We start from the raw sequence: 20,827 nt of genomic DNA, 5'->3' as shown, positions 1-20,827 counted from the left end.
GATTTAACAAGTGTGATCGGAATCACAAATATGGCTTTATTAATCCCTGCACCGCAGATTTCTTTTTGCTGGTATACTGGATGGCTTGCCGGTCATCGTCGGGGCGAAAGCAGCGGCTTTGATGATTTATATTTAGAATCAAATGGTTAGTCTTATGAAACATACTGTAGAAGTGATGATCCCGGAATCCGAGATCAAAGCGCGCATCGCGGAACTGGGTCGTCAAATCAACGAACATTATCAGGACAGCGGCAGCGAAATGGTGCTGGTGGGGCTGCTGCGCGGCTCGTTTATGTTCATGGCCGACCTGTGCCGTGAAGTGCAGGTGCCGCATGAAGTCGATTTTATGACCGCCTCGAGCTACGGCAGCGGCATGTCCACCACCCGTGATGTGAAAATCCTCAAAGATCTGGACGAAGACATCCGTGGTAAAGACGTACTGATCGTGGAAGACATCATCGACTCCGGCAATACCCTGTCTAAAGTGCGTGAGATCCTCAGTCTGCGCGAGCCGAAGTCGCTGGCCATTTGTACGCTGCTGGATAAACCAAGCCGCCGTGAAGTGAATGTCCCGGTTGAGTTCGTCGGTTTCGCCATTCCGGACGAGTTCGTGGTGGGCTACGGTATCGACTACGCTCAGCGCTACCGCCATCTGCCGTATATCGGCAAAGTCACCCTGCTGGACGAGTAAGGGGATATTCCACTCAGGCGCGCGCCGCTCGCGCCTGAGTGGCTAAGTCTGAAGGCTATTTGTGGTTGATGTGCTTGATCTTGAGGTTGGAGATCCCGTGGCGATAGCGCTGTTCGAGGGTTTCCCGGCTCACGGCGGTGACATCCAGATCGCGCAGCAGTCCGTCGTGAATCCCGTAAGCCCAGCCGTGGATGGTGACTTTCTGTCCGCGCTTCCACGCCGATTGCATAATTGTCGAATGTCCCAGGTTGTATACCTGCTCCATCACGTTCAGTTCACAAAGGGTATCCAGACGGCGCTCCTCCGGCATTTCCCCCAGCAGCGAGCTGTGTTTAAACCAGATATCGCGGATATGCAGCAGCCAGTTGTCGATGAGCCCCAGCTCTGGGTTCTCCACCGCCGCCTGCACGCCGCCGCAGCCGTAGTGGCCGCAGATAATGATGTGCTCAACTTCAAGGACATCGACGGCATACTGCACCACCGACAGGCAGTTGAGGTCGGTGTGGATCACCAGATTCGCCACGTTACGATGCACAAACAGTTCGCCTGGCTCCAGGCCGGTGAGTCGCTCAGCGGGAACGCGGCTGTCAGAACAGCCAATCCACAGGAAGCGCGGTTTCTGCGTTTGCGACAGTTTCTCAAAAAAGCCGGGGTCCTCTTCCACCAGCATTTTTGACCATAGTGCATTGTTGCTGATGAGTGTATCTATATCATTCATGGACGTTATCGGCCTGTAACCAAGTAAGTGCGTTGCGCTAATATAGGGTAAGCTCACCTTTTTTAAAACCATCTTAACCCGTGATACTTCAGGCTGCAGATGCGCTGGCCGCACGAGTACAGCGCAAACGTCAGTCAGGCGGGTTAATGACGTGTCATGACACGAGAAGAGATATTTAATGACCATTGCTCTGGAATTAAAACAGCTCAAAAAAACCTACCCCGGCGGGGTTCAGGCACTGCGGGGAATCGACCTGCAGGTTGAAGCGGGGGATTTCTATGCCCTGCTGGGCCCGAACGGGGCGGGAAAATCCACGACGATCGGCATCATCAGCTCGCTGGTGAACAAAACCTCCGGTCAGGTCAATGTCTTTGGCTACGATCTGGAGAAAGATGTCGTCAACGCCAAGCGCCAGCTTGGCCTGGTGCCGCAGGAGTTTAACTTTAACCCGTTCGAGACCGTGCAGCAGATCGTCGTTAACCAGGCGGGCTACTACGGCGTTGAGCGTAAAGAAGCCATCGCCCGCAGCGAAAAGTACTTAAAACAGCTCGATTTGTGGGAAAAACGCAGTGAACGCGCGCGGATGCTCTCCGGCGGGATGAAGCGCCGCCTGATGATCGCTCGCGCGTTGATGCATGAGCCGAAGCTGCTGATCCTCGACGAGCCGACCGCCGGCGTCGATATCGAACTCCGCCGCTCGATGTGGGGTTTCCTCAAGGATCTCAACGATCGCGGAACCACCATTATTCTGACCACCCACTATCTCGAAGAGGCCGAAATGCTGTGCCGCAACATCGGCATCATCCAGCACGGTACCCTAGTGGAAAATACCTCGATGAAAGCGCTGCTGTCGAAGCTGAAGTCAGAGACCTTTATTCTCGACCTCGCGCCAAAAAGCCCGGTGCCGAAGCTCGAGGGCTACCAGTATCAGCTGGTCGATACCTCGACGCTGGAAGTGGAGGTCCTGCGCGAGCAGGGGATTAACAGCGTCTTTGCGCAGCTGAGCGCCCAGGGGGTGCAGGTACTGAGTATGCGTAACAAAGCCAACCGTCTGGAAGAGCTGTTTGTCACCCTGGTGCATGAGCGAAAAGGAGAGTCAGCATGATGCAGCTTTATTGGGTCGCGCTGAAAAGCATCTGGACCAAAGAGATCCACCGTTTTATGCGCATCTGGGTGCAGACGCTGGTGCCGCCGGTGATCACCATGACCCTGTACTTCGTGATTTTCGGCAACCTGATCGGCTCGCGCATCGGCGAGATGCATGGCTTTACCTATATGCAGTTTATCGTGCCGGGCCTGATCATGATGGCGGTGATCACCAACGCTTACGCCAACGTCGCCTCGTCGTTCTTCAGCGCCAAGTTTCAGCGCAACATTGAGGAGCTGCTGGTGGCGCCGGTGCCGACGCACGTGATTATCGCCGGCTACGTGGGCGGCGGGGTGGCGCGCGGGCTGTGCGTGGGCATCCTGGTGACCGCGGTGTCGCTGTTCTTTGTGCCGTTCCAGGTTCACTCCTGGCTGTTTGTCGCCCTGACGCTGCTCCTTACCGCGGTGCTGTTCTCGCTGGCCGGGCTGCTGAACGCGGTGTTTGCCAAGACCTTCGATGACATCAGCCTGATCCCGACCTTTGTGCTGACGCCGCTGACCTATCTCGGCGGGGTGTTCTACTCGCTGACCCTGCTGCCGCCGTTCTGGCAGGGGCTGTCGCATCTGAACCCCATCGTCTACATGATCAGCGGTTTCCGCTTCGGCTTCCTCGGTATCAACGATGTGCCGCTGGTGACCACCTTTGCGGTGCTGGTGGTCTTCATCGTCGCCTTCTATCTCCTCTGCTGGTCGTTAATCCAGCGCGGCCGCGGCCTGCGTAGCTGATACTCATCACGGTTAGCGCTTCCGGACGCCAATACGCGAAGCGCTAACCGCTTATCTTTGACCGCCATCACCGATACGCCATCTTCCCCTTGCTACATTGTTGGCTGGCTAAGGAGGGAAGCATGCTTGGTTGGGTCATTACCTGCCACGATGAGCTGGCGCAGGAGATGCTGGATCGTCTTGAACAAAAATTTGGTCCACTGGCCCAGTGCCGGGCGGTCAATTACTGGCGCAATCTCAGCAGCAATATGTTGAGCCGGATGATGTGCGATGCGCTGCATGCCACCGACTCCGGGGACGGGGTCATTTTCCTTACCGACAGAACCGGCGCGGCGCCTTATCGGGCCGCAGCGCTGATGAGCCACAAACATACCCACTGCGAAGTGATCTCCGGCGTCAGCTATTCATTACTTGAGCGAATGTATCTGCTGCGGAATACGTTAAGCAGCGAGGCGTTTCGCCAGGCTATCGTCAGCGCGGGCGGTCCGATGGTGAGCAGCCTGTGGCATCAGCAGCAGAAGAATCCCCCGTTCCGGTTGCGTCATGATACCTTTGGAAATTAAGCAGCGGGACAGATGCCGCTTTTGTTACAATAACCGCCGTTGATGGTTTACCGGTTCGATGCGCATGCTTGCCCGATTTTTTACTCTGCTTCTTTTACTGACCTCACTCAGCGCCTCCGCCAGTCTGCTTAGCCAGCAGGGCGAGCCTGTGCGCTATATGCAAACCACCGAAGACGCGGTTATCTGGGCGCAGGTGGGGAACCATGTGGTCAGCGTCGGCAATGTGCGTGCCGGGCAAATCCTCGCGGTTGTCCCGACGGCGGCTGATTACTATGAGTTTCGCTTCGGCTTCGGCACCGGGTTTATTGACAAGGGCCATCTGGAGCCAGTGCAGGGTAAGCAGCGGGTGGAGGACCGTCTTGGGGATCTCAATAAGCCGCTGAGTAATCAGAATTTACTCACCTGGAAAGATACGCCGCTCTATGACGCTCCCTCAGTGAGCAGCGCGCCGTTCGGCACGCTGGCCAATAATCTGCGCTATCCGATCCTCAGCAAGCTGAAGGACCGGCTCAATCAGACCTGGTTTCAAATCCGCATTGGCGACCGGCTGGCGTGGGTCAGCAGTCTGGATGCGCAGGAGGATAACGGGATCCCCGTGCTGACCTATCACCATATTCTGCGTGACGAAGAGAACACCCGTTTCCGCCATACCTCGACCACCACCTCGGTACGCGCCTTTAATAACCAGATGACCTGGCTGCGGGATCAGGGTTATACCACGTTGACCCTCTATCAGCTGGAAGGCTACGTGCGCAATAAAATCAACCTTCCGGCGCGGGCAGTCGCCATCACCTTCGATGACGGCTTGAAATCGGTAAATCGCTACGCCTATCCGGTGCTGAAACAGTATGGCTTCCACGCCACCGCCTTTATTATTTCATCGCGTATTAAGCGTCATCCGCAGCAATGGGATCCGAAATCGCTGCAGTTCATGAGCATTTCTGAGCTCCGGCAGATCCAGGACGTCTTTGACATTCAGTCGCATACCCACTTTCTCCACCGGGTGGACGCCAGCCGGCGGCCGATCTTATTCAGCCGCAACTACCATAATATTCTGTTTGATTTTGCCCGCTCGCGCCGGGCGCTGAGCCAGTTTAATCCACATGTGCTCTACCTTTCCTATCCCTTCGGCGGCTATAACGCCACGGCGGTGCAGGCGGCGAATGACGCCGGGTTTCATATGGCGGTGACGACGGTGCGTGGGAAGGTGAAGCCGGGGGACAATCCGTTTCTGCTAAAGCGGTTATATATCTTACGCACGGATTCGCTGGAGACGATGTCGCGGCTGATCAGTAACCAGCCGCAGGGGTAAACTTCGGCGCTGCGCCTGAGCGCGGCGCCGTGGTCATCAGGCGACCTGCACCGGAATCGCTTTTGCCTGGCGCTTCATTTCGTTGTCGCCTTCGAAGTAGGCGATGTTGGGCTGCCAGCGGCGCGCCTCTTCGTCAGACATGGTGACGAAGCTGGCGATGATCAGGATATCGCCGACGCTGGCGCAATGCGCGGCGGCGCCGTTAACGGAGATGATTCTGGAGCCCCGTTCGGCGGCAATGGCGTAGGTGGAGAAACGGTTGCCGTTGGTGACGTTCCAGAGGTGAATGGTTTCATTCTCCAGAATACCGGCCGCATCCAGGAAGTCCTGGTCAATGGCGCAGGAACCTTCATAGTGCAGGTCAGCCTGCGTCACTTTTACGCGGTGGAGCTTGCCCTGCAGCATATTACGCATCATAACTTCTACCCTTCAACCTTAATGTAGCAGAGCGGACACGACGTCCGCCCTGAGAAAAACCCGGGCAAGTATTGCCCGATTTTTACCCGCTGTCTACTGACCGAGCGTGACGATCTGGTTGTCGATCAGGCGGGCCTGACCGAGCCAGGCGGCCATCAGGATCACCGCGCGCTGGCTGGCATCGGTCAGTTCAAGCAGGGTGTCGGCATCGCGGATCTGAATGTCGTCGGCGCGGAAACCTTTCTCGTTCAGCTCCTGTTCGGCGATAGCGATGATCTCGTCGAGCTGACGGTCGCCGGCGGCCAGTTTTTCCGCCACCGCGCTCAGCACTTTATACAGGCCGGGAGCGATTTTGCGCTGGTCGGCGGTCAGGTAGCCGTTACGCGAGCTTAGCGCCAGGCCATCCTTCGCGCGGACGATCGGCACGCCGATAATATCGATATCGTAGCCCATGTCGGCAACCATCTTGCGGATCAGCGCCAGCTGCTGGAAGTCTTTCTCGCCAAAGCAGGCGACGTCAGGCTGAACCAGGTTGAACAGCTTACTGACGATGGTCGATACGCCGCGGAAATGGCCCGGGCGGCTGGCGCCTTCCAGCATGGTGGACAGGCCGGGGACGTCGACGTAGGTCTGGCCTTCGGTGCCCTGCGGGTAGACTTCCGCCGGCGTCGGCGCGAAGACAAAATCGACATGACGCTTGTTCAGCTTTTCACAATCATCCTGTAGGGTGCGCGGGTAGCGCGCCAGGTCATCGGCGCGGTCAAACTGCATCGGATTGACGAAAATACTGACCACCACCACGTCCGCGCTGGCTTTGGCTTCATCAACCAGCTTCATATGACCATCATGCAGGTTGCCCATCGTCGGGACCAGCGCGATACGCTTGCCTTCCTGACGCAGACGGCGGATATGCTGACGCAGCAGCAGCACGGATTCTATAATCAGCACAACAAGACTCCTTAATGGAAACTGTGTTCTTCGCCCGGATAGACCCCGGATTCGACTTCGGCAATATACTGCCGCACCGCGGCGCGGATGTCGCCCGCCTCGGCAAGGAAATTCTTGGCAAATTTCGGAATGTGGCCGCCAGTAATGCCGAAAGCGTCATGCATCACCAGGATCTGCCCATCGGTGACGTTGCCCGCGCCGATGCCGATCACCGGAATGGTCAGGGCTTCGGTGATGCGTTTCGCCAGGGCGACCGGGACGCACTCCAGCACCAGCAGTTGCGCGCCTGCCGCTTCCAGCGCTAACGCGTCTTCAAACAGGGTCTGCGCCGCATCGCCGCGTCCCTGCACTTTATAGCCACCGAAGACGTTCACCGACTGCGGCGTCAGGCCGAGATGGCCGCAAACCGGCACCGCGCGTTCCGCCAGCATCTTCACGGTCTCGGCCAGCCAGGCGCCGCCTTCGAGTTTGACCATATTGGCGCCAGCGCGCATCACGACGGCGGCATTTTCGAAGGCCTGCTCCGGCGTGGCGTAGGCCATAAACGGCAGGTCGGCGAGCAGCAGGCTGTTCGGCGCGCCGCGGCGGACGGCGCGGGTGTGATAGGCGATATCTTCTACGGTGACCGGCAGGGTGGAGTCGTGACCCTGCACCGTCATTCCCAGCGAGTCGCCCACCAGCAGCACATTAATGCCTTCATCGGCGAACAGCTTCGCGAAGCTATGGTCGTAGGCGGTAATGGTGGCAAAGCGCTTCTTTTCCTGTTTGCATTTCTGCAGCAGGGCAATGGTGGTCGGTTTCATAACATTTCCTGATGATGAAAGTCATATTAACCGGCATTCTAACAGCAGCATTCAGAGGGGCAATGATTTTGGGCAACCGATTACGACGATCGCCGCAAATGCTAAAAAAGGAGAGGGAATTACCAGATAGCGGGCTTTGCCGCGCCGAGATCATCCAGCACGGCGCGCAGCGCCATGCCGTCAGGAAAGTGGAGGTCCGGGGCGATCTCGAACAGCGGCCAGAGCATAAAGCCGCGGTTTCTCATATCGTAGTGCGGAACGGTCAGGCGCTCGCTGTTAATGACCGCATCGCCAAACAGCATAATGTCGAGATCGAGGGTGCGCGGCCCCCAGCGTTCGGCTTTGCGCACCCGACCCTGCTGCAGCTCAATGCGCTGGGTGTGATCGAGCAGCGCCTCAGGGGACAGCGTGGTTTCCAGCGCGACGGCGGCGTTGAGATAGTCTGGCTGATCCTGCGGGCCCAGCGGCGGCGTGCGGTAGAACGAAGAGACGTTCACCACGCGGCTGTGCGGTATTTCGCCCAGGGCGTGGATCGCCGCCTGCACCTGCGCCAGTGGCGAAGCGAGGTTACTGCCGAGGGCGATATAGGCCAGGGTCATGCGTTACCCTGGCGTGGCGCGCGCTTGCGCGGACGGCGGTGGCGACGGCGCGGCGCCGGATCGTCCCCGAGGTCGTTGAGCATATCTTTTTGCGCCGGCGGCGCGGCGACCTGGAATTCGCCCCACCATTTGGTCAGACGCTGCAGTTCGCCGTTGTTTTCAGCGCCAGCGCGTAGCTCCAGCAGATCGTAGGCGGCGCGGAATTTCGGATGCTCCATCAGCTTCCAGGCGCGTTTGCCCTGGCGACGGGACATGCGCAGCTGCAGCTGCCAGATATCGCGGATCAGGGTGGTGATGCGCTTAGGGATCGCCAGCGTACGGCAGGCTTCGTCCAGTACGTCGTTCATCGCCAGGGCGAAGGCGTCATAGTACGCCAGACCGCTCTCCTGGGCGATTTTCTGCGCTGTCTCCAGCAGCGGATACCAGAACATCACTGCGAACAGGAAGGCCGGATTGACGCGCATGTCGTTACGAATGCGGGTATCGGTGTTCTTCAGCACCTGGTTGATGATCCGCTCCATCGGGCTATCGCCGCGCTCGGTAAAGTAGCGGGTGATGGTCGGGAACAGCGGCTGGAACAGGTTGTATTCCCGCAGCAGCAGGTAGGTCTGATAGCCATGCCCGGCCTGCAGCAGCTTGAGCACTTCTTCGAACAGGCGCGCCGGCGGCACGTCATGGAGCAGGGCGGCCAGCCGTGGCAGCGGTTCGGCCGTTTCCGGACTGATGGTCATATCCAGCTTGGCGGCGAAGCGCACCGCGCGCAGCATGCGTACCGGATCCTCGCGATAGCGGGTTTCCGGATTGCCGATCAGGCGGATCACGCCGTCCTGCAGATCCTTCATGCCGCCGACGTAGTCGCGAACGGTAAAGTCCGCCACGCTGTAATAGAGGCTGTTGATGGTGAAGTCGCGACGCTGGGCGTCCTCTTCGATCGAGCCGAAGATGTTATCACGCAGCAGCATGCCGTTCTGGCCCCGCTGGGAGGTGACGCGATCGGTAGTGTGTCCTTCGTGATGGCCACGGAAGGTAGCGACCTCAATGATTTCCGGCCCGAACATGACGTGCGCGAGGCGGAAACGGCGCCCGACCAGACGGCAGTTGCGGAACAGCTTACGCACCTGATCCGGCGTGGCGTTGGTCGTGACGTCAAAATCTTTTGGCTTTTTGCCAAGCAGCAGGTCGCGGACGCCGCCGCCGACCAGCCAGGACTCGTAGCCCGCCTTGTTGAGGCGGTACATGACCTTGAGGGCGTTTTCACTGATATCTTTGCGGGAAATAGCATGCTGCTCACGCGGGATCACCGTCATAGGCGTTGGTTCGACGGCGGCTTCTGCCTCGCGCTCCTCACGGCTTAGCACCTTACGGCAAAAATTAGCGACTCGGGTAAAAATGGTGCACCTCGTAGTGTCAGACGGACTTCAGATCAACTGTACAGTGTAAAAATAGCGGCTAATCATAGCTCAGCGGGAGCCATTTGAGAATGCTCGATTTTCGCCGGCTGCCAGTTGGCGACGGCCTGGGCGAGTAAATCATCGATGCTCAGGGCCTGCCACTCCCCGGCGATCTCCTGATTCAGAAAGCGGAGCGCCCGGACGATTTCGGGGCGCGGATCGCCTTCCGGCAGCGCCGGCGCGTGGTTTTGTTTAGAGAGCTTATTGCCGTCGGCATTGAGGGCCAGCGGCAGATGGAGGTAGTCCGGCGCCTGCCAGCCAAAATGCTGATACAGCGAAATCTGCCGCACCGTCGGCTCAATCAGATCGGCGCCGCGGACGATCTCGGTGATCCCCTGAAAGTGGTCATCGACCACCACCGCCAGGTTGTAGGCAAACAGTCCGTCGCGACGGTGGATAATAAAATCTTCTCGCGCCAGCGGCTCGTTGGCGACCAGCGTGCCGCGCAGGCGGTCGGTGAACTGCAGAACCGGACGGGTCTGGCGCAGACGCAGCGCGGCGTTTTCCGCGCCCAGCCCAAGGTCGCGGCAGTGACCATCATAGATCCCGCCTACGGCGTGGATCCGCGCGCGGGTGCAGGTGCAGTAGTAGCTCAGCCCTTGCTCGCTCAGCCAGGCCAGCGCCTCGCGGTAGGCTTCGTGCCGTTGCGACTGCCAGAGCACCTCGCCGTCCCAGTGCAGACCGTAGTGGTCGAGCTGGCGCAGGATGGTGTCGGCGGCCCCGGGGACTTCGCGCGGCGGGTCGATATCTTCAATACGAACGCGCCAGATACCCTGGTTCGCGCGGGCCTGCAGGTAGCTGCCGAGCGCGGCGATCAGAGAGCCGAAGTGGAGTTCGCCGGAGGGGGAGGGAGCAAAGCGCCCTATATAGCGTGAGTCAGTCATGGTACGGACAACAGAACCAGGCGGGAGAGACTCCCGCCAGAGAGTGAGGCAGCAGGGGATTAGCCCGCCATCTGTTTTTCGCGAATTTCCGCCAGGGTTTTGCAGTCAATGCACAGATCCGCTGTCGGACGCGCTTCCAGACGGCGAATGCCGATCTCCACGCCGCAGGATTCGCAGTAGCCGAAGTCTTCGTCTTCAACTTTTTTCAGCGTTTTCTCGATCTTTTTGATCAGTTTACGTTCGCGGTCGCGGTTACGCAGCTCCAGGCTGAACTCTTCTTCCTGGGCGGCACGGTCTACCGGGTCCGGGAAGTTAGCAGCTTCATCCTGCATGTGCGATACGGTGCGATCCACTTCATCCCTGAGTTGATTACGCCATGCTTCAAGAATACGCTTGAAGTGCGCCAGCTGGGCTTCGTTCATATACTCTTCGCCCGGTTTCTCTTGGTACGGCTCCACCCCAGCGATGGCGAGAATACTCAGGGACGATGTTTTACGGTTTTGCCCTTCTTGCATGTTGCTTCTCCTTAACACGCACTATCGATCCCCATGTGGGGGAAAATCAGGCCGCTATAAATAGCAGATGCTTTTCCGGATAGCAATTATCTAAACGTTACACTTGACAACCCTGTGAAGAAAAGCGTATTCGCGCTTGCGACCCGAACACTATTTAGCCACTTATTTACCGGGGTTTAACACCACGGCGATCGGCTTATTCAGAGTCATCCTCGTCGTAGAAAGTTCCGCTTTCCAGGCGAGAATTTCCACCCCCTTGTCGCGGGCTTCTGTTAACAGCTGTGCGTATCTGGCATCAATATGATGCGCGGGAGAGAAACGGTCAATTGCCGAATGCAGGACGGCAAATAAAATCACCGCGCGGTCGCCATTTGCCGCGACGGCCATCAGCTCCCGCAGGTGCTTCTGTCCGCGCATAGTCACCGCATCAGGAAAATAACCGTATTCTTTCTCCGCCAACGTAACCGATTTCACTTCAATATAGCAGTTTTGGCGATCATCTGCCTGTAACATAATATCGATACGGCTATTCTCAGCGCCATATTTCACTTCGCTTTTCAGCTGGTTATAGCCGGAAAGTTCAGGGATTATTCCAGAGGAAATTGCTTCTTTCGCCAGCGTATTCGCGCGCAGCGTGTTGACGCAAATAACGGCACCCTGCTGCGTTTCAGTTAATTCCCAGGTATGGGCATATTTGCGCTTCGCATTGTCAGAAGTGGAATACCAGACGGTGTCGCCCGGGACGGCGCAGCCGGTCATGGCACCGGTATTTGGGCAGTGGAGCGTCAATTCGCGGCCATCGGGGGTCACCACGTCGGCAAGAAAACGTTTGTAACGTTTAAGCAAAATGGCGGGTTGCAACGGCGGATCAAACTGCATCAATTTTCCTTATCAAACGGATAATGTTCCAGCGCCGTGTAGCGCGTGCGCCCGCGGCTAAAGCTGGATTCATAGAGCACGAACTCGTTCACCGGAAACGTCCAGCGAAAGCCGGGCGGCGGGATCGGCACCGCCTGACGGGCATCGCGCCACAGGGTAATGTGCGGATGAAACGGCTGCGGACTCTGATAGCAGCCGCTGCGCGCCGCCTGAGCGCGCAGCATACTGGCAAGCTGCAGCAGGCCGCGCGGTGGCTGACGGGTCCCGAGCCAGACCACCCGCGAACGCAGCCACTGTCCGGCATCGTCCAGCGTCAGGGTAAAGCCCGGCTGCTGGAGGCGGCCGGCGAGGGCAGACAGCGCCCGCTGTTTTTCCGCGCTTACCTCGCCGAGAAACGCCAGCGTCAGATGAAGGTTATCCGCCGCGACGGGCCTGCCGGCATCCTCAGGGAAGTGCGTTGCCCGCCACTGGACAATCTGTTTGCGGACGGCAGGCGGCAGTTCAATCGCAAAAAACAGCCTTTTCGGCTCAGACATGATAGAGACTCGGTAATGAATTAGGGGGATGCTACAATGCGAGCCCCTGAATGTTAACCCCCGGAGCCTTTTGTGTCCTCATTGCCGGTTGCCGCCGTCCTCCCAGAACTGTTATCCGCCCTGCAGCATGCGCCGCAGGTTTTGCTCAACGCGCCGACCGGTGCCGGGAAGTCGACCTGGCTGCCGCTGCAGATCCTCGCTGAGGGTAACATCGCGGGACGCATTATCCTGCTGGAGCCGAGGCGTCTGGCGGCGCGCAATGTCGCGCAGCGGCTGGCTGAACTGCTCGGCGAAAAGCCAGGGGAGACCGTGGGTTACCGCATGCGTGCCGAAACCTGCGTCGGGCCACAGACCCGCCTGGAGGTGGTCACGGAGGGGATCCTGACGCGCATGATCCAGCGCGATCCCGAGCTGACGGGCGTGGGGCTGGTGATCCTCGATGAGTTTCACGAGCGCAGCCTGCAGGCGGATCTGGCGCTGGCACTGCTGCTTGATGTCCAGCAAGGGTTACGTGACGATCTCAAACTGCTCATCATGTCGGCGACCCTCGATAACGATCGCCTGCAGAGTCTGCTGCCTGAGGCGCCGGTGGTGGTCTCGGAGGGGCGCGCTTATCCGGTGGAGCGTCGCTTCAGCCCGCTCTCCGCGCACCAGCGTTTTGATGAGGCGGTGGCGTTAGCGGCGGCGGAGCTCCTGCGGCATGAACAGGGATCGATGCTGCTGTTTCTGCCCGGCGTCGGCGAGATCCAGCGCGTTCTAGACCAGCTGACGGAGCGCGTGGCGGAGGATGTCATCCTCTGCCCGCTGTATGGCGCTTTGCCCCTAAGCGAGCAGCGCAAAGCGATCCTCCCGGCGCCGGCCGGGAAGCGCAAAGTGGTGCTGGCCACCAACATTGCCGAGACCAGTTTAACCATCGAGGGCATCCGCCTGGTGGTCGACACCGCCCAGGAGCGTGTTGCCCGCTTTGACCCGCGCACCGGCCTGATCCGGCTGGTGACGCAGCGCATCAGCCAGGCATCGATGACCCAGCGCGCCGGACGCGCCGGTCGTCTCTCCCCGGGGATCTGCCTGCATTTGCTCGGCAAAGAACAGGCCGAACGAGCGGCGGCGCAGAGCGAACCGGAGATCCTGCACAGCGATCTGTCGGCGCTGTTGCTGGAGCTGCTGCAGTGGGGTTGCCACGATCCGGCCTCGCTGGCCTGGCTGGATCAGCCGCCGGCGGTGAACCTGGCTGCCGCGCGCCGCCTGCTGGAGGCGCTCTCGGCGCTGGACGGCGAGCGGCTGTCGGCGTTTGGCCGCAAAATGGCCACCCTCGGCAACGAGCCCCGGCTGGCGGCGATGCTGGCCGCTGCGCAGACCGATGACGAAGTGGCGACGGCGGCCAGGCTGGCGGCGATCCTTGAGGAGCCGCCGCGCGGCGGGCTGGTGGATTTGGGCGCCGTCTTTTCCCGTCAGCAGGCCAACTGGCAGCAGCGCGCGCAGCAGCTGATGAAGCGTCTGGCCTGCCGCAGCGGCCAGCCCGATGCGGGACGAATGGCTGCGCTCCTGGCGTCGGCCTTCGCCGACCGCATCGCCCGCCGCCGCGGTCAGGAGGGACGCTATCAGCTGGCGAACGGTATGGGCGCGATGCTGGACGCCGACGACGCGCTGGGCCGCCATGAGTGGCTGATCGCTCCGCTGCTGCTGCAGGGCAGCGCCTCACCGGATGCCCGCATGCTGCTGGCTCTGCCGGTGGATATCGGCGAGCTGATCGCCGCCCGTCCCGAGCTGGCGCAGCGTTCCGACACGGTGGAGTGGGATGAAGCGCAGGGGACGCTGAAAGCCTGGCGGCGGACGGTGACGGGCCAGCTGGTGATTAAGACCCAGCCGCTGGCGAAGCCCTCTGAGGCGGAGCTGCATCAGGCGATGCTCAACGGGATTCGTGAGAAAGGCCTCGGTGTGCTCAACTGGACGCCAGAGGCCGAGCAGCTGCGGCTGCGGCTGCAGTGTGCGGCGCAATGGCTGCCGGAAGAGGCGTGGCCCGCGGTGGATGACGCTTCGCTGCTGGCCTCGCTGGAGGCATGGCTGCTGCCGCAGATGAACGGCGTTCACTCGCTGCGGGCGCTGAAGGCGCTGGATCTGCGGCAGGCGCTCCAGGACTGGCTGCCGTGGCCGCTGCGCCAGAAGCTGGATCGCGAGCTGCCGACGCACTATACCGTGCCGACCGGCAGCCGTCTGGCTATCCGTTACCATGCGGAGAACCCGCCGGCGCTGGCGGTGCGTATGCAGGAGATGTTCGGCGAGGCCACGACGCCGGTTATCGCCGAGGGGCGAGTGCCACTGGTGCTGGAGCTGCTGTCGCCCGCTCAGCGTCCGTTGCAGATCACTCGCGATCTCAGCGCCTTCTGGCAGGGGAGCTACCGTGAGGTACAGAAAGAGATGAAGGGACGCTATCCGAAACACGTCTGGCCGGACGATCCGGCCAACGCCGCCCCGACCCGGCGCAGCAAAAAATATTCGTAGCCCCAGGCGCCGGGCGGCATTCTGCCCGGCCAGTCGAACCACTCACGCTAGACCATCTGCTGCCAGAGAAAAACGCCCCCTCCCGCCAGCGCCAGCCAGGGGCCGAAGGCCAGCGGCTGCTGCAGCGACTGCCGGGTCCACAGGCGCTGCAGCAGGGTCCACATCAGCCCGCTGGCCGAGGCGAACAACAGCACCTGCGGCAGAGCCTGCCAGCCGCACCAGGCGCCCAGCGCCGCCAGCAGCTTAAAATCGCCATAGCCCAGAGCCTCTTTGCCGGTCAGCAGGCGGAACAGCCAATAGACCGACCACAGCGCCAGATAACCAGCCATCGCCCCGGCGACCGCGTCCGGCAGCGCAATGTACACCTCGTTAAGATTAAACAGCAGTCCGGCCCACAGCAGGGGCAGGGTCAGGCGATCGGGCAGCAGCTGGGTCCGGGCATCAATCCGCGCCAGTATCAGCAGAAAGGAGAGCAGCACCAGGCCGCCCGCCAGCGCCAGTCCCGGTGCGAGCAGCGCCCCGGCGAGGATAAACAGCAGGCCGGTGGTCAGCTCGGTCAGCGGATAGCTCCACGAGATGCGCGCCTGACAGCAGCGGGCGCGACGGCCTAGCCAGAGGAAGCTGAGCAGCGGAATATTGTCCCGCCAGGCGATCGGCTGGCGACACTGCGGACAGGATGAGCCCGGCGTGCTGAGGGTTAGCGGCTCGTCGTCCGCGGTCTGGGCCAGCATGCGCGGCAGACGGTAGATCACCACGTTGTAAAAGCTGCCCAGCGCCAGGCCGAACAGCAGCAGAAAGCCATACCAGATAAGAGGGAAATGCAGCGATAATGCGGCTAATGTCGTCATTTTTGCTCCTTTAATCACCATTTTCCCTGCAGCTGCCACGGCGTCGGGCCCGGGTCGTTTTTGGCCATCGGGCGGGTGACCAGCAGCGCCAGCAGGGGCGGTATCCCCTGCCTGGGCTGTAGCGTACCGTGAAACAGATAGCGGCCATCGGGCGACAGGGTGCCCTCGCCGCTGAGGCTCAGCTGATGAGAATCCTGGCGGATGGCCAGCGCCACGGCGCCGGTCGCCGTACAGCTTAAGGTGCCACTGACCTGGGCTAACTCGAGGCTACCGACCGGAGAGTGCAGCCTGGCCTGACGCCACTGCGCGCGTCCGGCGGTGATTTGCTGACAGCGCCCCTCGCTGAAGTGCGCTTCGGCCAGGCTGAAAGTGACCTCTCCTTCGGCGCTGACGGGCATGGTCGGCGTTAGCCAGCGACCGAGCAGGCTGGCTGGGGCGGTGAGCCGCCCCTCCTGCAGGCGCAGATCGCGGATCCCCCACAGCCGGGCCTGACCCTCCACGCCGCGGGGATCGCTGAGCGCGATCTGCCAGCCAGCCAGGGTGAGCGACCACGTCAGCCGCTCAAGCCGTTCCCCGCGCCAGGAGACTGACTGTGCCGCGCCGCGCCAGATGCTGCCGCTGAGGTTGGCCACCTGTACCTCGGGCGGCAGCATCGGGACTAACAGGCGCGCCGGGGCGGTGGCGGTCAACCACAGCAGATAGAGCGCCAGCAGCAGCGCCACCGCGAACCCGTTAGCTTTCATCGTCGCGCTCCAGCAGCAGATGGTTGACCGTGACCCAGCCCGGCCGCGACGGCTGTGCGGTTACGGATAGCGAGACCGCGTTGACGCCGCGCATCGCCGGGGCGTCCAGCCAGTCCATCAGCGCCTGAAAGGCGCAGGGCTGAAGGGTGACCTGAAGACGTTTTCCCTGCGGCTGCAGACGAACGACTTCCAGCCCGTGGCTCGCCGCCTCGCGCATCACCAGCGCGGTGAGCGCCTCTTTTGCCGCCGGCGCGGGCTGCTGGCTGAGCTGCTGCAGGCGCGGACCCTGCTGCGTCATCCAGCGCAGGCTGGCCTGTTCTTTCACCAGGGTTTGCCGCCACTGCGCCTCGCGGGCTCGCCAGGGCTGCCACAGCCCGTACCAGAGGGCGCACACCACCAGCAGTCCCGCGAGTCCGAGCAGCAGGCGCTGCTCCGACGGCGTGCGCTGCCGCCACCAGATAAACAGATTAGCCATCGTTTTCCTCCAGCGTCAGTTGTCCTTCAATGCCATCCGGTTTCGTGCTCATGTCGCCTGGCCGGACGCGAAACCGCGGCTGCGCCCGCTGGGTGAACTGCTCCAGCGCCAGGGAAGAGGCCGCGGCGATATCCAGCTGCAGACGGTTGGCCGCGGCATCCCAGCTCAGCGCCCGCAGGCGGATCCCCGGCGTTTCGCTGATGATGTTCTGCAACGCGCTGAGGCGGTCGACGAGGGGGGCATGCTGCGCCTGACGGGCGAGGGTTTGCAGATGCTGCTGCATCTGCAGTCGCGGGTTAATCACCTTTTTCTCCGTAGGAAACCAGCGATGATAGTAGGCCCGGCTGGCCTGCTGGGCCGCCTCGGCCTGGCGCGCCAGATCGCGATGATCCAGTACGCTGTTCACCGCCGCCAGCAGCGCCAGGGCCAGCGCGGCATACCGCGCCGGACGCCAGCTCCCCTGCGCAGGCTGCCGACGGCGGATGGCAAACTCTCCCTGCAGCAGACTGAGCTTCTGCGCCGCCGGATGATTTGCAGCGAGGGAGAGCAGCGTCTGCGCAGGCTGCGCGCGCCACGCTCCCGGCGCCCCGGGCGGCGGCGAATAGCTGTCGATGACGTGCTCTTCCGCCTCGTCCTGCAGCAGCTCCGCCAGCCAGGAACTTTCCGCCGCCATGCCGCTCCATGGCTGGTGGCGGATCAGCCACTGCTCGTCCACCTGGACCGCGCTCCACGCCGGCGGTTGCCAGGGCAGGGCCAGCACATCGGGCGTCAACGCCAGGGGCCGTAGGGAGAGCGACTCGCAGCGCGCCAGCCAGTCGCGCATTTTTTGCCGCTGCACGGCGACGATCTCGCACTGGGCCTGCTGGCGGTGGAGCAGGGCAAAATGGGTGGCTTCCACATCGTCGGCCAGCTGCTCTTCCAACAGGAACGGGGCCACCTGCAGCGGCGGTTTACGCAGGCCCGCCGGCAGGCTGAGGGGGTGAAACGCGCAGTCGCTGGCCGGGATCAGCACCCAGGCCGGATAATGCGCCGCCAGCGCCGGGAAAGGGCTGGCGTCGTCAGCCGGCCACCGGCCGCTGGCTTCGTGATGCGGATCGCCGGGGGCGAAGAGTTGCCAGTGCAGCGGCACCTGCCCGGGGGCGAAGCGCACGATCAGCATGGCCTGGGGGGAAGCGTTAAACTTATTCATCAACCACCATAGAAAGTCCGTATCGCCGCTGGACGACGGTAAAGGCGCGCCCCTCCTGTTGCAGGACGCTGTGCAGCTGAAAGCGAAGGTTGCCGGTCACCACGGTGAAGGCGGCGATAAAGCGTGTGCTGCGCACCGTCAGCCAGGGGCGGGCGAGCGTGGTATCGGTTTTCTGCAGCGTAGGCTGCGCGAGAAACGCGGCGACGCTGCTCCACCCGGTTCGCGGGCGGTTGTGCAACAGCTGTTGCGCCTCCTGCAGCGTCAGATCGCCGGGAAAGAGGGCCACCAGCAGGGCGGCCTGTGAGGGCCGCAGGGTGTTGACATTGACCTGCAGCGCGTCATCCGGCTGGACGCAGACGAAGGGGAGCAGGCGCTGATAGAGCGCGGCGTCCATACCGGCCAGCAGGCGCAGCTCGCTGACGTCCTGCATCGGCTGGTTGGCGGCGAGATAGCCCGGGGTTTGCGCCATATAAACCTCGTCCTCCGCCCCGTTCAGTCGCGGCTGGCCGTCGCTGTCCGTCCAGTCGCCGAGGGCGGCGGCGATCTGGCTGGCGCGCAGCGGTGATTCGCCGAGCAGCGCCAGCAGCCGGACGAAGACGTCGGTCGGGTAGGGCGTTTCGCCGCTGGTCTCATCCGCGCGATGGTTGATGGCATTGAGGTTAAAGCAGGCGTGCCCGTCGCGGATCGTGGCGAGGATTTCGCCATCGTCGAGGGTAAAGCGGCGTCCCTCCTGCGCCCAGGTTTGCGCCAGGTTCGTTTGACTGGGCGAGTCCAGCGCGTCGCGTTGCAGCAGCGCAGCGGCCATGTTTTCCGCCGCCAGGGCGTACCATCTGGCCTGCAGATTATCGAGGGTCACGGCGGTGTGTTGATACATGACCGAGGTGCGTTCGGTCATGGCGCTGGCGAGGATCATCATCAGGGCGAGGATGAACAGCACCATCAGGAGCGCGACGCCGCGTTGCCGATTTTTCACTGGCCGCCCCCCGGGGTAAGTAAAAACAGGCGGGTTATCTCCCCGCTGTTCGCCAGGATCAGGGTGATCTCCAGCCCCTGCGGCAGCGTCTGAGGGCGGTCCCAGGTCTCCTGCCAGCGCCCGTCGGCATAAAACCGCAGGCGAAACGCCGTCACCCCGCGCAGCAGCACCCGGACCGTCGGCTGGCTGCCGGTCAGCGGATCCTGCTGATCGAAGCTCAGCCGTTCAAGCTGCTGCTGGCGCAGGCGGTAGCTGACGTTCTGGATCTCCGAGCGCGGGAGGATCCCCAGCGGATTCGGCCAGCCGCTGCGGCTGAAGGCCAGCCCCCAGTCATCGCTCTGCAACTGAAAACGTCCGGCAAAGAAAAGCGTGTCGCTGTTTCTGGCGCGACGGGGAATGATGTGCGTGACATCGTCGGCTATCTGGCGAAAAGCGCGCTGGAGGGCGGCGATCTGCTGGCTCTTCTCGCGGGTGAGGCCATCGGCGCGGATGACGTTCTGCAGCACCATCACGGCGGCGGCGCTGAGGACGGCGAGGATAGCCAGCGCCAGCAGCGTTTCAATCAGGGTGAAACCGCGCATTTTCGTTATCATGGCGGCGTCACCCAGGTGCGCAGAGTCGCCAGCGGCGCGGGATCGCTTTTTTGCCGCCGGACCTCCACGTCCAGCGCCCGCAGCTGCGGCAGCGCGGTTTCCACCCCCTGCCAGCGGACGAACCAGCGCGTCCCGGCGGCCTCCACGGTGGTTTCAGACCAGCTGAGGGCAGGCCAGCGTTTCTCCAGCCGCAGCTGCACCAGCTGATTATCCGCCAGCCAGCTGGCGAGGATTTTCTCTTCCATACGCCCGAGCTGCCGCGTCTGCTGCAGGGTGGATTGCATCACCGCCAGGCCGGCGAGGGTGAAAATCACCAGCGCGACCATCACTTCGATAAGCGTCATTCCGCTCTCGCGTTTCATGGCTGCTCCCGCGCCGCCAGCGGCTGACTGTCGCCCTGGGCGTCGATGTTGATGCCCGTCGCGGCGTCAATCCGCAGCTGAAACGGGGTCACTTCGCCACCGGGAAAGATGATCACGTCGGGCTGCTCGCCCGGCGTCCACGCCTGGCCGTTGGGAAAGCGCAGCGTCAGCCTGGCACGCGGGAGGGTTTCCGCCGTGGTGGCGCGCCCGGCCTGCAGCGGCAGCCACTGCGCGTTGCCCCAGCGGTCGTCAGCCGCCGCCGGGGCACCTTCGTCGGCAGGCTGCAGGCGCATAAACTGCCAGCGGTCAGGGTGGATAACGATCCCGAAGAGCTGGCCGGTTTGCTGCCCGCGCTCGCGGACAAAATCCAGCTGCGCCTGAAAGCGCGCCAGGATCTGCGTGGCCTCCTGGGTGCGGGCGGAGGGAAACGCCAGCAGCACCATGCTGGCGCTGACGCCGATCAGCAGCAGGACCAGCATCATTTCCAGGAGGGTGAAACCGCGCTGAGACACTATTTCTTCCCGAGGGTCCAGTTGCCGATGTCGTCATTGGTGTCGGGCATCCCGTCCGGGCCGACGCTGAAGACGTCGATGGCGCCATGCTGACCGGGGCTTAACAGCTGATACTCATTTCCCCATGGGTCCTGCGGCAGGCGGCGGATATAGCCGCCTTCCGGGTAGTTGCGGGCATGCGGCTCGACTGCCGGGGCGGTCACCAGCGCCTGCAGACCCTGTTCGGTATTCGGGTAGCGGCTGTTGTCCAGCTTATACATGTCCAGCGCCCCCTCGAGCGCCACCAGATCGCTGACCACCTTCTGGCGGTCCGCTTTCTCCTTGTTGCCCATCAGGTTAGGTACCACCAGGCTGGCGAGGATGCCGAGAATGACGATCACCACCATAATTTCCAGTAACGTGAAGCCGCGTTGCCGTTGCATAGTTTTCTCCATTAATACAG

26 protein-coding genes are annotated in these 20,827 nt (G+C 61.8%); 7 read left to right on the top strand and 19 right to left on the bottom strand.

Annotated features, from left to right (window positions below; genetic code table 11):
* The first annotated feature begins 30 nt into the window (after positions 1-30).
* Both ABLU50_RS04600 and hpt read left to right on the top strand, forming a co-directional pair.
* Positions 31-150: a hypothetical protein gene (locus ABLU50_RS04600; protein WP_032426021.1), complete on the top strand. Its 120-nt coding sequence runs from the start codon at positions 31-33 to the stop codon at positions 148-150.
* 4 nt (positions 151-154) lie between these two features.
* Entirely contained in the window at positions 155-691 is a 537-nt protein-coding gene (gene hpt, locus ABLU50_RS04595; protein WP_004204384.1) for a hypoxanthine phosphoribosyltransferase, read from the top strand.
* A 55-nt stretch (positions 692-746) separates the two neighbouring features.
* Here the strand turns inward: hpt and can are convergent, their stop codons facing one another.
* Entirely contained in the window at positions 747-1,409 is a 663-nt protein-coding gene (gene can / locus ABLU50_RS04590; protein WP_004204385.1) for a carbonate dehydratase, read from the bottom strand.
* Between the two features lie 178 nt (positions 1,410-1,587).
* Here can and ABLU50_RS04585 point away from each other — a divergent pair, with 178 nt between their 5' ends.
* The 4 genes from ABLU50_RS04585 (at position 1,588) to ABLU50_RS04570 (ending at position 5,156) form a co-directional block, all read left to right on the top strand.
* Positions 1,588-2,514, top strand: a complete 927-nt coding sequence (locus ABLU50_RS04585) for an ABC transporter ATP-binding protein (protein WP_004204387.1) — start codon at positions 1,588-1,590, stop codon at positions 2,512-2,514.
* A complete protein-coding gene (locus ABLU50_RS04580) occupies positions 2,511-3,281 on the top strand; it encodes an ABC transporter permease (protein WP_004204389.1) in 771 nt (256 codons plus the stop codon). The genes ABLU50_RS04585 and ABLU50_RS04580 overlap by 4 nt, the downstream gene beginning before the upstream one ends.
* Positions 3,282-3,403: 122 nt before the next feature.
* Positions 3,404-3,844, top strand: coding sequence for a PTS sugar transporter subunit IIA (locus ABLU50_RS04575; protein ID WP_004204391.1), 441 nt, complete (start codon positions 3,404-3,406; stop codon positions 3,842-3,844).
* A 58-nt stretch (positions 3,845-3,902) separates the two neighbouring features.
* On the top strand, positions 3,903-5,156 hold the full coding sequence (locus tag ABLU50_RS04570) for a polysaccharide deacetylase family protein (RefSeq protein WP_064178513.1): 1,254 nt from the start codon (positions 3,903-3,905) through the stop codon (positions 5,154-5,156).
* A gap of 36 nt (positions 5,157-5,192) precedes the next feature.
* Here the strand turns inward: ABLU50_RS04570 and panD are convergent, their stop codons facing one another.
* The 9 genes from panD to thpR form a co-directional block, all read right to left on the bottom strand.
* On the bottom strand, positions 5,193-5,573 hold the full coding sequence (panD, locus tag ABLU50_RS04565; RefSeq protein WP_004204397.1) for an aspartate 1-decarboxylase: 381 nt from the start codon (positions 5,571-5,573) through the stop codon (positions 5,193-5,195).
* Positions 5,574-5,666: 93 nt separating this feature from the next.
* Positions 5,667-6,521 (bottom strand): pantoate--beta-alanine ligase, encoded by an 855-nt coding sequence (panC, locus tag ABLU50_RS04560; protein WP_004204399.1) that lies wholly within the window; start codon positions 6,519-6,521, stop codon positions 5,667-5,669.
* An 11-nt stretch (positions 6,522-6,532) separates the two neighbouring features.
* The gene (gene panB / locus ABLU50_RS04555; protein WP_004204400.1) at positions 6,533-7,324 is read right to left on the bottom strand and encodes a 3-methyl-2-oxobutanoate hydroxymethyltransferase; all 792 of its coding nucleotides are present in this window, start codon (positions 7,322-7,324) and stop codon (positions 6,533-6,535) included.
* A gap of 119 nt (positions 7,325-7,443) precedes the next feature.
* Positions 7,444-7,923 (bottom strand): 2-amino-4-hydroxy-6-hydroxymethyldihydropteridine diphosphokinase, encoded by a 480-nt coding sequence (gene folK, locus ABLU50_RS04550; RefSeq protein WP_023319748.1) that lies wholly within the window; start codon positions 7,921-7,923, stop codon positions 7,444-7,446.
* Positions 7,920-9,314 carry a polynucleotide adenylyltransferase PcnB gene (pcnB, locus tag ABLU50_RS04545; RefSeq protein WP_071592560.1) on the bottom strand — a complete coding sequence of 465 codons (1,395 nt, stop codon included), beginning with the start codon at positions 9,312-9,314 and terminating at the stop codon, positions 7,920-7,922. Before pcnB ends, folK begins: the two co-directional genes overlap by 4 nt.
* A 62-nt stretch (positions 9,315-9,376) precedes the next feature.
* Positions 9,377-10,258 carry a tRNA glutamyl-Q(34) synthetase GluQRS gene (gene gluQRS, locus ABLU50_RS04540; RefSeq protein WP_004204403.1) on the bottom strand — a complete coding sequence of 294 codons (882 nt, stop codon included), beginning with the start codon at positions 10,256-10,258 and terminating at the stop codon, positions 9,377-9,379.
* A 59-nt stretch (positions 10,259-10,317) separates the two neighbouring features.
* Positions 10,318-10,773 (bottom strand): RNA polymerase-binding protein DksA, encoded by a 456-nt coding sequence (dksA, locus tag ABLU50_RS04535; RefSeq protein WP_002888845.1) that lies wholly within the window; start codon positions 10,771-10,773, stop codon positions 10,318-10,320.
* Between the two features lie 162 nt (positions 10,774-10,935).
* Positions 10,936-11,652, bottom strand: a complete 717-nt coding sequence (gene sfsA / locus ABLU50_RS04530; RefSeq protein ID WP_087833096.1) for a DNA/RNA nuclease SfsA — start codon at positions 11,650-11,652, stop codon at positions 10,936-10,938.
* Positions 11,652-12,188, bottom strand: coding sequence for an RNA 2',3'-cyclic phosphodiesterase (gene thpR / locus ABLU50_RS04525; protein ID WP_004204405.1), 537 nt, complete (start codon positions 12,186-12,188; stop codon positions 11,652-11,654). Before thpR ends, sfsA begins: the two co-directional genes overlap by 1 nt.
* Positions 12,189-12,260: 72 nt before the next feature.
* Here thpR and hrpB point away from each other — a divergent pair, with 72 nt between their 5' ends.
* The gene (gene hrpB, locus ABLU50_RS04520) at positions 12,261-14,690 is read left to right on the top strand and encodes an ATP-dependent helicase HrpB (protein ID WP_087833095.1); all 2,430 of its coding nucleotides are present in this window, start codon (positions 12,261-12,263) and stop codon (positions 14,688-14,690) included.
* A gap of 47 nt (positions 14,691-14,737) precedes the next feature.
* Here hrpB and ABLU50_RS04515 read toward each other — a convergent pair whose 3' ends face one another.
* Genes ABLU50_RS04515 through gspG form a run of 9 tightly spaced genes read right to left on the bottom strand, consistent with a single transcriptional unit; the run spans position 14,738 to position 20,807 of the window.
* Complete coding sequence (locus tag ABLU50_RS04515; RefSeq protein WP_049093658.1) at positions 14,738-15,538, bottom strand: A24 family peptidase; 801 nt, start codon at positions 15,536-15,538, stop codon at positions 14,738-14,740.
* Positions 15,539-15,552: 14 nt separating this feature from the next.
* Entirely contained in the window at positions 15,553-16,281 is a 729-nt protein-coding gene (locus ABLU50_RS04510; RefSeq protein ID WP_087833094.1) for a type II secretion system protein N, read from the bottom strand.
* On the bottom strand, positions 16,271-16,756 hold the full coding sequence (locus ABLU50_RS04505; RefSeq protein ID WP_004204409.1) for a type II secretion system protein M: 486 nt from the start codon (positions 16,754-16,756) through the stop codon (positions 16,271-16,273). Before ABLU50_RS04505 ends, ABLU50_RS04510 begins: the two co-directional genes overlap by 11 nt.
* Positions 16,749-17,945, bottom strand: a complete 1,197-nt coding sequence (gene gspL, locus ABLU50_RS04500; protein WP_087833093.1) for a type II secretion system protein GspL — start codon at positions 17,943-17,945, stop codon at positions 16,749-16,751. Before gspL ends, ABLU50_RS04505 begins: the two co-directional genes overlap by 8 nt.
* Positions 17,938-18,918 carry a type II secretion system minor pseudopilin GspK gene (gene gspK / locus ABLU50_RS04495; RefSeq protein ID WP_004204412.1) on the bottom strand — a complete coding sequence of 327 codons (981 nt, stop codon included), beginning with the start codon at positions 18,916-18,918 and terminating at the stop codon, positions 17,938-17,940. Before gspK ends, gspL begins: the two co-directional genes overlap by 8 nt.
* Positions 18,915-19,511 (bottom strand): type II secretion system minor pseudopilin GspJ, encoded by a 597-nt coding sequence (gene gspJ, locus ABLU50_RS04490; RefSeq protein ID WP_032426022.1) that lies wholly within the window; start codon positions 19,509-19,511, stop codon positions 18,915-18,917. The genes gspK and gspJ overlap by 4 nt, the downstream gene beginning before the upstream one ends.
* Positions 19,508-19,873: a type II secretion system minor pseudopilin GspI gene (gene gspI, locus ABLU50_RS04485; RefSeq protein WP_087833092.1), complete on the bottom strand. Its 366-nt coding sequence runs from the start codon at positions 19,871-19,873 to the stop codon at positions 19,508-19,510. Before gspI ends, gspJ begins: the two co-directional genes overlap by 4 nt.
* Positions 19,870-20,385: a type II secretion system minor pseudopilin GspH gene (gene gspH / locus ABLU50_RS04480; RefSeq protein WP_004204416.1), complete on the bottom strand. Its 516-nt coding sequence runs from the start codon at positions 20,383-20,385 to the stop codon at positions 19,870-19,872. The genes gspI and gspH overlap by 4 nt, the downstream gene beginning before the upstream one ends.
* Positions 20,385-20,807: a type II secretion system major pseudopilin GspG gene (gspG, locus tag ABLU50_RS04475; protein ID WP_004204417.1), complete on the bottom strand. Its 423-nt coding sequence runs from the start codon at positions 20,805-20,807 to the stop codon at positions 20,385-20,387. The genes gspH and gspG overlap by 1 nt, the downstream gene beginning before the upstream one ends.
* Positions 20,808-20,827 lie beyond the last annotated feature (20 nt).

This window comes from Klebsiella sp. GG_Kp173 (genome assembly GCF_040062415.1).
Lineage (GTDB): Bacteria > Pseudomonadota > Gammaproteobacteria > Enterobacterales > Enterobacteriaceae > Klebsiella > Klebsiella quasipneumoniae.
This window is presented reverse-complemented; position numbering and strand designations above follow the sequence as displayed.